This window comes from Streptomyces sp. NPDC007896 (genome assembly GCF_042959425.1).
GTDB lineage: Bacteria > Actinomycetota > Actinomycetes > Streptomycetales > Streptomycetaceae > Streptomyces.
In genome coordinates this window covers 71,785-87,123 of record NZ_JBIBKX010000004.1, presented here as the reverse complement: position 1 = coordinate 87,123, position 15,339 = coordinate 71,785, and the positions used below count along the sequence as shown (strand labels likewise).

Here is a 15,339-nt window from a genome sequence, read left to right as displayed (position 1 = left end):
TTCCTCCCTGAATGGCCACGGCTTCCGAGCCGTGGCCATTTTTGTATGCCCCGACAGTCCATCCCCATTGACATCAACCATCTTTTGACAGTTACTCTCATTTCATGGTTACTGTCACGCAAGACGATGGCGTACGGCGCGACCCGCGCCGCTGGTGGGCCCTCGGGGCCCTGGTCGCGAGCATGCTCACGCTCGGCTTCGACACGACGATCCTCAACGTGGCCCTGCCGACGATGGCGGGCGAACTCGGCGCCACCACCGGCCAGCAGCAGTGGATGGCGGACGCGTACGTGATCGTCTTCGCCGCGCTGATGCTCCCGGCGGGACTGCTCGGCGACCGGTTCGGACGGCGGCGGATGCTCGTCGTGGGGCTCGGGATCTTCCTCGCGGGTTCCGTGGCCGGCGCCCTGGCCGACGACGTCAACTGGGTCATCGTGGCCCGCACGGTGATGGGCCTCGGCGCCGCGCTGGTCATGCCGCTCGCCCTGTCCGTGCTGCCCTCGCTCTTCGGACCCGACGAGCGCACCAAGGCCGTCGGCATCATCTCCGCCGCCTCGTCGCTCGGTCTGCCGCTCGGCCCGATCATCGGCGGCTGGCTGCTCAACCACTTCTGGTGGGGCTCGGTCTTCCTGGTCAACGTCCCGATGGCCGCGATCGGCATCACCGCCTGCGTCTTCCTGCTGCCCGAGACCCGCGACCCCGCCTCCCCCAAGGTCGACACCCTCTCCACCGCGCTCACCGCGGCAGGCCTCGGCGCCCTCATCTACGCGATCATCGAGGCGCCCGGCCGCGGCTGGGGCGACCCGCTGATCGTGGGCATGCTCGCTGGGGCCGCCGTTCTGATCGCCGCCCTGGTGCTGCGCGAGCGGCGCGTGGAACGCCCCATGCTCGACATGTCGCTGCTCACCCACCGCGGGTTCCTGTTCAACACGATCGCGGCGACCCTGGTGATGTTCGTCCTGTCCGGCCTGCTGTTCGTGCTGCCGCCGTATCTTCAGGCGGTGCTCGGCCACGACGCCTTCGGCACCGGCCTGCGGCTGCTGCCCATGATGGGCGGCCTGATCGTCGCGGCCCGGGCCGCACAGCCGGTCGTCGCCCGGTTCGGCTCCCGCGCGGTGGTCACCGCCGGACTGGTGGTACTGGCCTTCGCCGCGCTGCTCGGCAGCCGTACGACGGTCGACTCGGGCTACGGCTTCACCGCGCTGTGGCTGTCCGTCACCGGCTTCGGCTTCGGTTTCTCGGTCGTGCCCGCGATGGACGGCGCCCTCGGCGCCCTGCCCCGCGACCGGGCCGGCAGCGGCTCCGGGCTCCTCATGACGACGCGCCAGGTCGGCAGCGCGATCGGCATCGCCCTCCTCGGCAGCCTGCTGGCCGGCACTTTCCGCGACCGCCTCGACGTCACCGGGCTGCCCGCGAAGGCCGCCGACACCGCCGGGGAGTCCGTGGTCGCGGCGCACATCGTCGCCCAGAAGGCGGGCTCGGCCGATCTCGTGGCCTCCGCGAACAGCGCGTACGTCCATGGCATGGGCCTGGTCCTGCTGGTGTGCGGCGTCGCGGCCCTCGTCACCGCCCTGCTGGCCGCGGCGTTCCTGCCCAACACCCCGGTCACGCACGCCACGAAGGAGGACGAGGACCCGGCCATGGTCACCGTTGTCGCGGATGCCGGACAATGAACAGCATGACGGCCGCACCCTCCCCCTTCAGCCCCGCCGACCGCCCTCAACTGGGACTCCGCGAGCGGAAGAAGATCAAGACCCGCGAGGCGATCCGCACCGCGACATACGCACTCGTCAGGGAACAGGGGTACGACGCGACGACGATCGAGCAGATCGCCGAGCGCGCCGAGGTGTCGCCGTCGACCGTCTTCCGCTACTTCCCCACCAAGGAGGACATCGTCCTCACGGACGAGTTCGACCCGCTCATCATGGAGGAGCTGCGGGCCCGGCCCAAGGACGAGCCGTGGATGGACACCCTCCGCTATGTGATGCAGAAGGCCATCCGGCTCGGCATCAAGGACGACCCCGAAATCTCCCGACTGCGAACCCACCTGATGGTCCAGGTCCCGGCGGTGCGCTCGCGGATGATGGAGAGCATGTCGGTCACCGGCACCATGCTCTGCCAGGCGATCGGCGAACGCACCGGCCGGGACCCGGACAGCCTGGAGGTGCGGGTCTACGCGATGGCACTCATCGGCGGCCTGATGGAGACCTCCCTGTACTGGGCGGAGAACGACCACCGGGACGAGTTCTCCGATCTGGTGGACCGCACGATGGACGTCCTGGAACACGGCCTCCCCACCCAAAACCCCCGAGACCAGGGCTCTCCGGCGTGACATCCTGACCGGGTGAACGGACCCGAGATCCATGTCGCCTTCGCCCCCGAACTGACGGTCTTCGTCCCGCGCGAGCGGCGCCGGGCCCTCACCACCGACGGCGTCTCGACCCTCGGCCATGTCGTCGAATCCCTCGGCGTTCCGCTGACCGAGGTCGGCACGCTCCTCGTGGACGGCCGGGAACTGCCCGTGTCGCACATCCCGGCGGCCGGCGAGTCCGTGACCGTACAGCCGGTAACGCGCCCCCAGCAGGTCCCCGGCGCCCCGCTCCGCTTCCTCCTCGACGTCCACCTCGGCACCCTCGCGCGCCGGCTGCGCCTCCTCGGAGTCGACGCGGCGTACGAGTCGACGGACATCGGCGACCCGGCCCTCGCCGCACGCTCCGCCGCCGAGCGGCGCGTGATGCTCAGCCGCGACCGGGGGCTGCTGCGCCGCCGCGAGCTGTGGGCGGGCGCGTTCGTCTACAGCACCCGGCCCGATGACCAACTCCAGGACGTACTCGGCCGGTTCGCACCCGAGCTGAGGCCCTGGACGCGCTGCACCGCCTGCAACGGCCTGCTCAAGGAGGCCACGAAGGAGCAGGTCGTGGACCAGCTGGAAGGTGGCACCGAGCGGTCCTACGACGTGTTCGCCCAGTGCGAGGAGTGCGGGCGCGCCTACTGGAAGGGCGCGCACCACGACAGCCTGGAGGCCATCGTGGAGCGCGCCCTCGCCGAGTTCGGGAGCCAGACGCCTAGCGGCGCTTGAGGTCCTTGGCTCCGCAGGCCAGCCCGTCCTTGTTCGGGTCGAGACCCAGCGGGTCGTCCTTGCCGTTGACCTTCAGACGGCCGTAGTCGTTCGTCTTCAGCCAGGCGCAGCGCGAGGCCGTCGTCTTCTTGACGCCGTCCGGGAAGACGGTCGGCACGCAGACGTTGATCGTGCCGTAGTGCCGGTCGCAGCCGGAGATCGTGGTGCTGACCTTCTGCGAGGTCCGCTTCTTGCCGCCCTTGGTGACCGTGCCCTCCAGGGAGTCGGCGAAGGAGTGGACGTGCGCCGAGGCGGTGTCCGTGGCCAGGGCGGCGGGGCCCTGGAGGTGGACCCACTTGGCGACCGAGGGGACGCCGTTGGCGTCGACCGCGAAGAGCATGTACCAACCCGGCGGGGCCATGTTGGGGTTGCTCGTCACGTTCAGGTCGACGTTGTTGCCGTCCACCGACAGCGGCAGGTCCACGAAACGCTGGTTCGGGTCGGAGGAGTGCGTCACCGCGGCCGGGCGGATCAGCTCGGCCTTCACGATGGGCCGGTCGACCGTGATGCGCTGCGTGTCCCCGTACACCCACTCGTTGTCGATCACCGAGGTGATCGTCGGACGGGTGCCCTTGAGGAGGTAGGGCGGGGTGTAGATGGACACGTTGTGGTTCCAGGTGCCGTTGCCCGGGTTGTCACCGGTGGCCATCACCCGGCCGTCGGGCAGCAGGAACGCGGAGGAGTGGTAGCCGCGCGCCTCGGGGTCGGCGGCCACCGGGTCGAAGGTGGAGGTCGCCGGGTCGAACATCGACGCCTCGAAGACGGGGTTGGCGCGGTTGTGCAGGCCGCCGCCCGTCTCCAGCACCTTGCCGTCCGGCAGGAGGACGGCGGAGACGTACATCTTGCCCTGGTTGCCGGTCTCGGCGACCTTGCCGTTGCCGAGGTCGACCGTGCCCTGCGGGATCTGCGGGCCGACGGTGTACGCCGGGTTCGCGGCCTTCAGGTCGATGATGTCGGTGAGCCGGTTCGCCTCCGGGTTGGAGTCGATGTTGCCGCCGCCGATCGTCAGCACCTTCTGGTCCTGGGCCGGGGGCAGCAGCACGCTCGCGGACTGGTCGCGCTCGTCCTTGCTCTGGAGCCCGGGGATCGCCGTGACGGTGTTCGCGTCGTAGTCGTAGATCGCCGAGCCCGTGCCGGGTGTGCCGTTGCCGAAGACATGGCTGCCCGAGTAGAAGAGCCGCCCGTCCTGCATCAGGATCATCGACGGGTACAGACCCCAGTACGACCAGGTCTGGTTGACCTGCCACAGCGGCAGCCACTGCTGCTGCGCCGCCGACCAGCGCTCGGCCGTCACCGACCCGGTGGAGTCCTCGCGCAGTCCGCCGAACGAGATGACGTCACCGTTGCCGAGCTCGGTGGCCGACGGATACCAGTGACCGTCGTTCAGGTCGTTCGTCTTGCTGTACGTCTCGGTGACCGGGTCGAAGATGTACGAGTCCTTGTACCCCTCGTAGCCGTGGCCGCCCGCGACCGGGAACGCCTTGTTGCCGCTCATCACCAGCACCCGCCCGTCGGCGAGCTGGACGTGCCCCGAGCAGAACATGTCCTTCGGCGTGGGGATCACCTTGTACGTGCCGTTCACCGGGTCGTAGACCGCGCTGGTGAAGGTGCCCGCGTCGAAGTTCTCCTCGCTGTTGCCGGACCCGGCGATCAGCAGCACCTTGCCGTTGTTGAGGACGACGGAGTGCATGGAGCGCACCGGGTTCTGCGTGGGCAGCACGTCCCAGCGGCCGTTGGCACACTGGTCGGCCGTGGCGGTGCAGGTGGCCGGCGGGATGGGGTCGGAGACCTGTTTCATCGTGTAGTCGTCGGTGGTCGCCGAGCCGGTGCCGTACACCGAGACGCCCCAGGTGATGCGGTCGGTACCGGCCGGGACGGCGGGCGTACGGACGCTCGCCTGCGTCCAGCTCGCCGCCATGTCCAGCGTCTTGAGGTCGGTCCAGTACTGCCAGCCCGCCGTGGTGTCGTGCCGGAAGAGGGTGATCGCGGTGTCCGGTGTCGTCGACTTGTACCAGAGGCCGAGGTCGTACTGCTTGCCCACGGTGACCACCGGCGCGCAGGTCGCGGACTCCGTGATCAGGGCCTTGCGGTCGCCGTCGACGCGCCGGGTCAGCGTGACCTTCATGGCCTTGGAGCCGGAGTGGGAGTCGGCGACGGTGGCGAAGGTGAAGTCGTTGTCGCCCCAGCCGGACTTCTCCCAGCAGGACGGCATGCCGTCCGTGCCGTCGGTCTCGAAACCCGGGTTGGTGACGAGGTTGGCGGCCGAGGCGGGCTGGGGCGAGACGAGCAGCAGCCCGGCGGCCAGGCCCGCCACGGCCAGCAGTGAGGTTCTCCGTCTGGGTCGTGCCAGATGTTTCACGCGGCTCTCCTCGTTGTGCGGCTGCGGCTCCCGCCCGGGGCCTCGCCGCCGCGGCGCGGCAGATAGACCAGCGCCTCGGTGCCCACGAAGCGCAGGACGAAGGTCATCACCAGGGCCAGCGCGGTGGCGGACAGGGCGCCCATCCCGAAGTGGCCGACGAACAGGGCGATCAGCGGGATGCGCAGCACCAGGTCGGCGTTGGCGAGCAGTCCGAACCGGCCCACCCGGTCCCACCAGGTGCGGTGCCTGCGGCGCTCGCGGAACAGCAGATGCTCGATGAGCAGGAAGTTCCAGGCGACGCCGAGCTGGTTGGCGAGGATCTCGGCCGGTACGTAGTGCATTCCGGCGGCGGTGAGCGCGTACAGGCCGAGCAGGTTCGGCAGGAAGCCGGTGGCGCCGATCAGGCCGAAGACGACCATCCGGGCGACCGGCGAGGCGGTGCGCAGCCCGACGAGGTGGCGCAGGAACCGCAAGCCCTCCTGCGCGGTCGACTTGGACTCGCCCGCGAACCGGTCCTGGAAGACGAAGGGCACCTCGGTGACCTGGCGGGGGCGGCTGCGGACGGCGAGTTCGAGGAGGATCTTGTAGCCGAGCGGCTGGAGGATGTCGGCGGTGACCGCGCTGCGGCGGATCGCGAAGAAACCGCTCATCGGATCGCTGATGCCGCGCAGCCGGCGCGGGAAGAGCGTCTTGGTCAGCCAGGTCGCGCCGCGCGAGACGGCGATGCGGTAGCCGCCCGCGAGTCCCTCGCGGCTGCCGCCCTTGATGTACCGGCTGGCGACGACGAGCCCGGCGGCGGACCGCTCCCCCGAGGCCACCAACTCCGGTATCAGGGACGGCGGATGCTGGAGATCGCCGTCCATGACGACGATCCAGTCGGAGCTCGCCGCCTTCAGTCCCTCGACGACGGCGCCGCCGAGCCCGCCCACGGCTTCCTCGCGGTGCAGCACGGTCACCGGGAACGGGCAGTCCTGGGCCTCCCGGGAGATCACCTCGGGGGTGTCGTCCGTGGAGTCGTCCACGAAGACGACCTCGCAGGGCAGCCGGTCGGGCACCGACTCGGTGATCCGGCGAAGGAGTTCACGGATGTTCGCGGACTCGTTGAAGGTCGGTACGACGATGGTGACGGCGCCCGGTTCGGGCACCTCGACCGCCCTTACGGCGGGATCGCCGAGCTCCCCGGGGACGGTGCTCTCGAAGCTGCTCATCGACTGCCCCCGGACGTCGTCGTGGTCATGGTGTTTGCCGTGCTCCCGTCGATCTGCCGGATCTCGATCCGGTCGGCGCCCTTGCCGAAGGTGGCGACCGGCGTCGAGTGTTCGATGGCCGCCTTGACGTTGGGCAGGTCGACCGCGTCACGCCGCACCGTCGGGGAGGCGACGACGTAGTCGATGTCCTTCCAGCCGCGCGGCATCGTCTTGGTCACCGCGGGGTCGAGGTCCGCCTTGTAGAACCAGATGACGCCGAGCCCGGGCCGGTAGCCGTCGTGGACCAGGTCGAGCCAGAGGGCGTCGTCGACCAGGACCCGGGTGGCCGCCGGGTCCTGGACCTCGGTCTTCAGCCAGGTGGCCGCCGCCCGGTAGGGGGCGTTGGCGTCGGCGGTGACGGCGGTGTGGTCGCCGTCGTACCAGCGCGGCAGCACGTAGAGCGCGGCGACCGCCACGAGCGCGGCCGCCGTCACCCGCCGTCCCCAGGTGACGTAGGGCTTCTCCTCGTCGCTCCGCCACCTGCGCAACACCAGATGGGCGAGGCTGGCGGCGCCTCCGGCGAGGACCAGCGCGAGGAACGGCAGCGCCTGGATGATGTACATCGCGGGCAGATAGCCGCTCGGGCGCAGCGCCACCAGGGCGAGGATCGCCACCGTGAGGGCGGGTCCGGCGAGGGCCCGGGCGGTGACGGACCACCGCCAGGTGGCCAGGAGCAGCAGGGCTCCGGCGAGGCCGCCGATGATCAGCACCCGGTCGTAGTAGAGCCAGGAGTGCAGCACGCCGTACGAGCCGGTGCCGGGGTCGAGGATGAAGCCGGAGCCGGGTCGGCTCATCTGGTACGTGATGCCGTCCCAGAGCGAGACATGGCCCGCGCCCGGGAACAGTTCACCCTTGAGCAGGGCGAACAGCGGGTACGCGAGGCCGATCAGGGTGCAGGCGGTGATGGCTCCGGTGAGCGCGAACTTGCGGGTGTCGCGGTGGCCGTGGCGCCACATGGTGACCAGGAGCGCGGGCAGGACGACGAGCATCGTCTCCTTGGTGAGCACGGCGGCCGCGGCCGCGATGCCCGCCCCGAAGTGGTGCCAGAGGTGCCGGCTCGGGGACGCGGCGAGGCAGAACGCGAGCAGCGTCCACATCACCGCGATGTTGTCGAGGAAGATCTCGCGCTGGAGCACGACCGACAGCGGGGAGAGCCCGAAGAGCACCATCGCGAGGCCCGCGGCCCAGCTCGGCAGCGAGAGACGGCGCGCGAGGACGTACAGCAGGACCGAGCTGGCGGCGCTGACCGCGAGCATCGCGACGCGCATCGAGCCGACCGTCATCAGCGAGGGGCTGAGGTGGGCGGGGATCCAGGTCAGTGCGGCTATCTGGATCCAGCCCAGCGGCGGGTGGTCGTACCAGTACGTGTAGTGCGCGAGGCCCTTGCCCTGCTGCACGGCCCACGCCTGGGCCAGGTAGGTGCCCTCGTCGTCGCTGAGGGACGGGTAGTCGGTGATGTTCCAGCCCTGCACGACGATGATCGCCAGCAGCAGGGCGCCGCACAGCAGCAGGTCGGCGCGCGAGGTGCGCAGCCGCTGGAGCGGCGGGCGGTCGTGGACGATGTCGGGCACGGTGGGTCGCGTCGCGGGGACCGTGGACGTGGTCACCGCGGGAAGTGTCGAGGTCACGCGGGAAGGTCCTCTCGGGACTTTCGGTATGTTTCGGTAGATACGGGCCCAAGGCCAGCGGCACCAGGGCGTACGGAACCAAGGCCGCCCGCCGGATCTCGGACCGGATGCCCGGCGGGTGACCTCGGGCCCTAGTGGGTCGCTTCGGCCTCGGTGAGGTGCGCACCGACATGACTGGTCAGCTCCCAGTCGTTGCGGCCCCTTTGCTCACGCCAGACGGCACGGACGGCCGCACCGGCGAGGAGCACCTGATAGAAGGGGCCACCGACCACGAGCTTCAGATAGTGGACGAATCGGACGCGGAGCCCGTACTGCTTGCCGAAGTCGTGCAGTCCGACGAGCTCGAAGACGAAGGTGACCAGGGCGGTCACGGCCGGCAGGAAGGTGATGAAGGCGATCCCGACGGGCACGTCGAGGAAGAGCGCGATGGCCACGTTGAGCGGGATGACCACCCCGGAGACGGCCTGCAGATACGGCGTCATCAGCGTGTAGCGGGCGAGCAACCGCTGTCCGAATCCCGGCAGTTGCTTCCAGTCCTTCTTGCGGTAGACCTGCAGGAAGCCCTGGTTCCACCGGGTGCGCTGCTTCATCAGTGACACCAGGCTGCCCGGGGTCTCCTCCCGGGTCACCATGTCGGAGTCGTAGGCGACGACGACCTTCTTGCCGACGCTGGAGAGCCGTACCCCCAGGTCGCAGTCCTCGGCGAGGCACTCGGGGTCCCAGCCGTCCGCTTCCCGCAGTACGTCCGTCCGTACGAAGACGGTGTTGCCGCCGAGCGGGATGAAACCTTTTTGCGCATGAAGGTGCAGCCGCGAGCGGAACCAGAAGAAGTACTCCAGGCAGTTGCGCAGGCTGTACCAGTTGGAGTGGAAGTTGATGAGCTGGACCCCGCCCTGGACGACGTCCGCACCCGTCGTGCGGAACGCGTGGTCGACATGGGCGAGCAGCTCCGGATGGACCTGGTCCTCGGCGTCGAAGACCCCGACGACATCGCCGCGGCAGTGCGGCAGCGCCGTGTTCATGGCCTTCGGCTTGTTCTTCTTCTCGTGGTGGTCGACGACGACCCGCACCCGCTCGTCGCGGGCCTCGGCCCGCCGGGCGACCTCGGTGGTCTCCGGATCGTCGTGCCCGACGATGACGATGATCTCGAAGTCGGTGTGGCTCGATTCCAGCAGTCGCTGGATGGTGTGGTCGAGCACGGCCTGTTCGTGGCGGGCCGGCAGCAGCAGCGAGAACGCCAGCCGGTCATCGCCGTCCGGTCTGCTGAACCGGGTGGACGCCAGCACCTCGGGCGTGCGCCACGCGTGCATCTGCCACCAGAGAGTGAACGCCGCCATCCAGAACAGGGCCAGTGAAACGGCAGCAATAAAGACAGACGTGAGCAACAGATCCCCCCAGATCCCAAAACCCCCAGTCGCGACGATGTGTCACATCCGCCGCGTCACGATGCAGAGACTATGGGCGGTCTGTGAAGCGCACAGGCTGATCTGGTGAAGAGCGTGTTTCATCACAGTCGGATCATTTGCTGAACATTTCGAACACTGGTCGCGTTTCAGCCGGTTGATGAGCAGTCCGATGATCTATATTTCAGCTGCTCAGAGCCGTTCGGAGCCGGTCGGGATCGGTCGTCGGAGCGTCACAAGTGAAGTTACGGCAGACATACGCGGCGGGTTCGCCCTGCACGAGGGGGCGGTCGACGAGGAGCGGCAGCTCGTCACTCTCCGGAGTGCCCACGGCCACCACGGCACCCGGCGCGGTACCGAGCAGCGCCGTCCGGTGCAGGGCCTTGGTCAGGGGATGCCCCTCCGGCCCCACGACCGCGACCTCACGTGGCCCGTCGAGCAGCGCCTCCGCCACCGCGAGCCCCCAGCCGATGAAACGGGGAGCACGCGGCCCGAGCGCCTTCACGACGCCCAACGCCCTTTCGGCGGCGGTCCGATGGGGCTCGGCGCCGGTCTGGGCGGCATAGCTCAGCAGGGCACCGGCCGCCGCGCTCCAGCCGGAGGGCGTGGCGTTGTCGGTGGGGTCCTGGGGCCGGCGGATGAGCCGCTCGGCGTCGGCCGCGGTGTCGTACAGCGCGCCGGACTCGGGATCGGTGAACTGCGCGATCACCTGGTCCAGCAGGAACCCGGCGAATTCCAGCCACACCCCTTCCCCGGTGACGGAGGCCAGCGCGAGGAACCCCTCGGCGACGTCCGCGTAGTCCTCCAGCACCCCCGCGTTGGCCCCGGCCTGCCCGTCCTTGCTGGTACGGGACAGCCGCGCCCGGTCGTCCATGTGCACCCGTACGAGGAGATCCGCGGCGGCGATCGCGGCGTCCACGAGGTCGGGGCGGTCGAAGTAGGCGCCGGTCTCCGCGAGGGCGGCGACGGCCAGCCCGTTCCAGGCGGCGACGATCTTGTCGTCGCGCCCGGGAGCGGGCCGCTCGGCCCGCGCGGCGAGCAGCCGACGCCGGATGCCGGCCACCTTCTCCGCGTCGAACAACTCGTCCTGCTGCGGCAGTTGCAGCACGGAGGAGCCCTCCTCGAAGGTCCCCTCCTCCGTCACTCCGAAGTACCGGGCGGCGAGTTCGCCGTCCTCCGCGCCGAGAATCTCGCGGAGCTGTCGCGGGGTCCACACGTAGTACGCCCCCTCGACGTGCTTCCCCGTGCCGTCGTCGCTGTCGGCGTCGAGCGCGGAGGCGAACCCGCCTTCGTTCGTGCGGAGTTCGCTCACCATGAAGTCGGCGGTCTCCAGGGCGACGCGACGGGCGAGCTCGGAGCCGGTCGAACGCCAGAGATGCGCATACACCCTGCACAAAAGTGCATTATCGTACAACATCTTCTCGAAATGGGGCACAACCCACTCGCGATCCACGGAGTATCGCGCGAACCCCCCGCCCAACTGGTCGTAGATCCCGCCCCGCGCCATCCGCTCACAGGTGTCCTGCGCCATCTGGAGAGCGCCCTCGGAACCGGTCCGTGCGTGATGCCGCAGCAGGAACTCGATCACCATGGACGGCGGGAACTTGGGCGCGCCCCCGAAACCGCCGCGCGAGGCGTCGTACTCCCGGGTGAGCCCGAGCAGCGCACCGGCCAGGTCCTCCTCGCCGGGCACCCCGCCGCTCCCGAAGCTCATCTCCCGCTCGCCGAGATCCCGCACGATCTTCCCCGCGACCTCGGCGACCTCGCCCCTGCGATCGGTCCAGGCCCCGCGCACCCCCTCCAGCACCTGCCGGAACGACGGCATCCCGTGCCGGGGCGCGGGCGGAAAGTACGTCCCGAAATAGAAGGGCTCCGCATCCTGCGTGAGAAACACGGTCATGGGCCACCCGCCCTGCCCCGTGGCCGCCTGCACGGCCTCCATGTAGACGGCGTCGACGTCGGGCCGCTCCTCGCGGTCGACCTTGACGCTGACGAAGTGCTCGTTGAGGTAGGCCGCGGTCGCCTCGTCCTCGAAGGACTCGTGCGCCATGACGTGACACCAGTGACAGCTGCTGTACCCGACGCTGAGCAGCACGGGCACACCCCGCTCACGGGCCTCCTCGAAGGCCTCTGCCGACCAGGGCCACCAGTCGACGGGGTTGTCGGCGTGCTGGAGCAGGTAGGGGGACGTCTCGTGGGCCAGTCGGTTCGGCATGGGTCCATCCTGCCGCAGTCCCCGGCCCCTGACGCGCCGGGCGCAGCCGCCCATTGATCGCGTCGCACCCTCGCGCTCACGCCCCCCACCAAGGACACTTGAAACGCAAGGGAGTTGCCGCCGAAGGGGGACGTGACATGCGGGAAGGCCATCGGGCGGAGGCCGAGCGGCTGTTGGCCCGGGCCGTGGAGGAAGAGGTGCGGCGCTCGGGCGGGCGGAGCGACGGGGCCGTGTTGCTGTCACGGGCCCGGGCCGCGCTCGACACCATGGCAGAGGCCGCCGCCGAGGAGTACGGGACGTACACCCGGGCGCTGGACGAGGCGGAGGCCGGCCGGCTGACGTTCGGACAGCGGTACGCCCGGGAGGGCGCCGGAACTCCCCTGCTGGTGGCGGTGGTTGCCGCCGTCGCGGCCTGCGCGGCGGACCTGGCGCTGGGCACGGGCGCCGCAGCGGCCGTGGGCGCGGGGGCGACCGTCGCCGTGGTGGGCGCGGCGGCCACCGTGCTCAAGGTGACCGCCTCGCACGTGCCGGCCGCGAGCCGCAGGGCGGGAGCCCTGGGCCAGCCGGGCGGCCCCGAGCAGTTGCGGCTCCAGTGGCTGACGGCGCTGGAGGTACGGGGCATCCGGCCGTTCCTCGATCAGCAGCGGGTGCTCAGCGCCTCCACGGGGGCCAAGCAGGGCGCTCCCCAGCTGCGGCGCACCGACAAGAGTGCCGCGGCGCGCAGACGCAACGTACTGGAGCAGTCCTTCGGGCAGCTTCCCGAGCCGGCCGGCCCGTTCACCGGGCGCCGGACCGAGCTGTCCCGGGTGGCGCAGTGGGTGCACGCGGCTCGCGCCGGCACCGAGACGAAGCCGACCGTGGTCGTCCTGCACGGCGCCCCCGGATCGGGCCGCAGCACCCTCGCGATCCGGGCGGCGCACAGCCTGAAGGACCAGTTCCGCGGCGCGTGCGTGGTGGACCTGCGCGGCGACAGCACCGAGGAGCCGCCCCTCACCACCCGCGACGCCATGCTCCACCTCCTCAACCGGCTCGGCGCACCCCGCGAGCAGCTCCTCTTCCGTGAGCGTTCCTCGCAGGACCAGCAGGTCAGACGCCTCAGCGAGCTGTACCACCAGCATCTGACGGGCCTGCCCGTCACGATCGTGCTCGACGACGCGAGCGACGCCGAGCAGGTCCGCGCCCTGGTCCCCGAGCGCTCGGAGAGCCTGGTCCTGGTCACGGCCCGCAAACCGCTGGACCTGCCCGCCGACCTCGCCGCCTGGGTGCACCAGCTCCCGGTCGACGCCCTGGACGCGGCGGGCGCCGAGGAACTGCTCAACGCGGCGGCCCAGGAGAAGCCGGACCCGTACGACGCCGAAGCCTCCGACCAGGTGCGGGAGCTGTGCGGCAGCCTCCCCCTCGCCCTGCGCATCGCGGGTTCCTCCCTCGGCCCGCGCACCCCGCGCCAACTGGCCTCCGACCTCGGCGCGTACGGCCCCGTGGAGCCGGTCGAGCGGGTGCTGTGGCTGCGCTACACCGACCAGACCGACACGGCCAGGCGCCTGCTGCGCCGACTGGCGCTGGCAGGCCGTGCCTCGCTCGGCGCCGCCGCGGCGGCCTCCCTGCTCGCGACGGACGAGCAGGAGGCCACCCGCCACCTCACCGCGCTCGCGCAGGCGGGCCTCATCGACCACGTCCGCGGCAGCCGCTACCGGCTGCACGACCTCGTCCGGGCCTTCGCCCAGGCACGGCTGCTCGACGAGGAGGAGCCGTCCGAGCGGACGGCGGCCCAGGAACGCCTGATCGTGAACTACGCGGAGCTGGCCGACTCGGTGATCCGCCTGGTCGACGGCAAGACGTCGACGCGGGCGGATCAGTTCGGGCCGCACGGCTTCACCTCCCTCGACGCGGCTCTGCGCTGGCTGGACGACGAGTCGAGCTTCATCACGGCCGCCCTGCGCCACGCGGAAGGCGTGAACCAAGCGGCCGTACTGAACCTCCTCGGCGCCCTGTGCGACTACTGCCTGCTGCGCGGCGACCTCTACCGCCTCGGTGAGATCAGCGAGTTGACGCAGGCCGTCGACCAGGGCCTGCTGGTGCGCTCGGTGCAGTGGCGCACCGGTATCGCGGCCCGCCAGCTCGGCGAGCTGGACAAGGCCCACACCACCCTGTCGTCCGTGGTGAACCTCTACTTCGAGGCGCACCACGACGCGGGCGCTGCACGGGCCCTGGGCTCCCTCGGCATCACCCTCCACCACCAGGGCAACCTCACCGAGGCGGCCGCCAAGCTCCAGGAGGCCATGGACCTTCAGGCCTCCCCCGAGCTGGCGACGGACCGCGCGTGGACGATGCACGCGCTGGCCGCCGTGGAGCGCGACCGGGGCCATCTCGCCCTCGCCCTGAACCTGCTCACCGAGGCCCTGGTCCTGCACCGCGCGGGCGAGTCCGTGCACGGCGAGGCGTGGGCCCACTTCCAGCTCGGCCAGCTGGGCCTGCGGATGGGCGACGTACCGCGCGCGGAACGGGAGTTGCGTGACGCCCTCGACCTGTACGGCCGTACGCGCGACGCCCGCGGCGAGGCCTGGGCCCTGACCCAGCTGGCCCGCGCCCGCCTCGTCGACGGCGACCCGTCCACCGCGGTCGACGGTCTGCGCCAGGCGGCCTCCCGGCACCGGGAGAACGAGGACGCGCGCGGCGAGGCATGGACGATCTACTACCTGGGCCAGTCCCTGGAGGAGACCGGCAACCTGGACCAGGCGGTCCGTGAACTGGAACGCTCCCGCACGATGTTCTCGCGGATGCGGGACGTGTACGGGCTCGCCTGCGCCCGCCACCACTCGGCGCGCGTCACCCGAGACCAACGGGCCGCCCAGACCGGCTCCCTGCGCAACTCGGGCTTCGCGCGCCAGCTCCTGGTGGACGCGCGCGCCGACTTCCAGCGCATCGGCGTGGCCCACGGCGAGGCGTGGACCTGCCTGGAGCTGGCGGTGGTCGACGCCGGAAACGCCCGTACGCCGGTCGCCCTCGCCCTGTGCGACGAGGCGGCCGGCCTGTTCGCCTCGTACGGGGACCGGCGCGGCGAGGACTGGGCCAGGTTCCTGAGGTGCACCCTTCTGCCGTACGGCTCCCCGGGCGGCCTCGAAGTGGGCAGCGCCGTCGCCCAGGAGGAACTGGCGCAGCTCTCCCGCACCGGCCACCCGCTCCGCGACGGAAGGCTCGACGACTACGTGGAGGCGTACCAACTCTTGCTCGAACGGGGGGTCGACCTGGACGCGGGATGGCAGGCTTGGCGCCTGGGAATGGTGCCGAGCCGGCATGCCCGGGAGGTCATGGGGGTGACGGTGACCGCGGCGCGCTAGCGCGGTGGGGATGTTCGGGTACGAGGGGGAC

Annotated in this window: 9 protein-coding genes; 4 read left to right on the top strand and 5 right to left on the bottom strand. The window is 70.6% G+C overall.

Going from position 1 to position 15,339, the window contains the following annotated elements; translation table 11 throughout:
• The first annotated feature begins 104 nt into the window (after positions 1 to 104).
• The 3 genes from ACFZDJ_RS15000 to ACFZDJ_RS14990 are packed head-to-tail and all read left to right on the top strand — an operon-like array spanning position 105 to position 3,079.
• Positions 105 to 1,673, top strand: a complete 1,569-nt coding sequence (locus ACFZDJ_RS15000; RefSeq protein ID WP_391059324.1) for a DHA2 family efflux MFS transporter permease subunit — start codon at positions 105 to 107, stop codon at positions 1,671 to 1,673.
• The gene (locus ACFZDJ_RS14995) at positions 1,670 to 2,332 is read left to right on the top strand and encodes a TetR family transcriptional regulator (RefSeq protein ID WP_391059323.1); all 663 of its coding nucleotides are present in this window, start codon (positions 1,670 to 1,672) and stop codon (positions 2,330 to 2,332) included. Before ACFZDJ_RS15000 ends, ACFZDJ_RS14995 begins: the two co-directional genes overlap by 4 nt.
• Before the next feature lie 12 nt (positions 2,333 to 2,344).
• Positions 2,345 to 3,079 carry a Mut7-C RNAse domain-containing protein gene (locus ACFZDJ_RS14990; protein WP_390934640.1) on the top strand — a complete coding sequence of 245 codons (735 nt, stop codon included), beginning with the start codon at positions 2,345 to 2,347 and terminating at the stop codon, positions 3,077 to 3,079.
• Here the strand turns inward: ACFZDJ_RS14990 and ACFZDJ_RS14985 are convergent.
• From ACFZDJ_RS14985 to ACFZDJ_RS14965, 5 genes are all read right to left on the bottom strand, one after another.
• Positions 3,066 to 5,468 (bottom strand): galactose oxidase-like domain-containing protein, encoded by a 2,403-nt coding sequence (locus ACFZDJ_RS14985; RefSeq protein WP_391059828.1) that lies wholly within the window; start codon positions 5,466 to 5,468, stop codon positions 3,066 to 3,068. The two genes, ACFZDJ_RS14990 and ACFZDJ_RS14985, sit on opposite strands and share 14 nt — an antisense overlap.
• Positions 5,469 to 5,473: 5 nt before the next feature.
• Positions 5,474 to 6,685 carry a glycosyltransferase gene (locus ACFZDJ_RS14980; protein ID WP_391059320.1) on the bottom strand — a complete coding sequence of 404 codons (1,212 nt, stop codon included), beginning with the start codon at positions 6,683 to 6,685 and terminating at the stop codon, positions 5,474 to 5,476.
• The gene (locus ACFZDJ_RS14975; protein WP_391059317.1) at positions 6,682 to 8,352 is read right to left on the bottom strand and encodes a phospholipid carrier-dependent glycosyltransferase; all 1,671 of its coding nucleotides are present in this window, start codon (positions 8,350 to 8,352) and stop codon (positions 6,682 to 6,684) included. Before ACFZDJ_RS14975 ends, ACFZDJ_RS14980 begins: the two co-directional genes overlap by 4 nt.
• A gap of 131 nt (positions 8,353 to 8,483) precedes the next feature.
• Positions 8,484 to 9,737, bottom strand: coding sequence for a glycosyltransferase (locus tag ACFZDJ_RS14970; protein ID WP_391059314.1), 1,254 nt, complete (start codon positions 9,735 to 9,737; stop codon positions 8,484 to 8,486).
• 202 nt (positions 9,738 to 9,939) lie between these two features.
• Positions 9,940 to 11,970: a DUF255 domain-containing protein gene (locus ACFZDJ_RS14965; protein ID WP_391059311.1), complete on the bottom strand. Its 2,031-nt coding sequence runs from the start codon at positions 11,968 to 11,970 to the stop codon at positions 9,940 to 9,942.
• Between the two features lie 137 nt (positions 11,971 to 12,107).
• On the opposite strand from ACFZDJ_RS14965, the gene ACFZDJ_RS14960 reads away from it, so the two are divergent.
• On the top strand, positions 12,108 to 15,308 hold the full coding sequence (locus ACFZDJ_RS14960) for an AAA family ATPase (protein WP_391059309.1): 3,201 nt from the start codon (positions 12,108 to 12,110) through the stop codon (positions 15,306 to 15,308).
• Positions 15,309 to 15,339 lie beyond the last annotated feature (31 nt).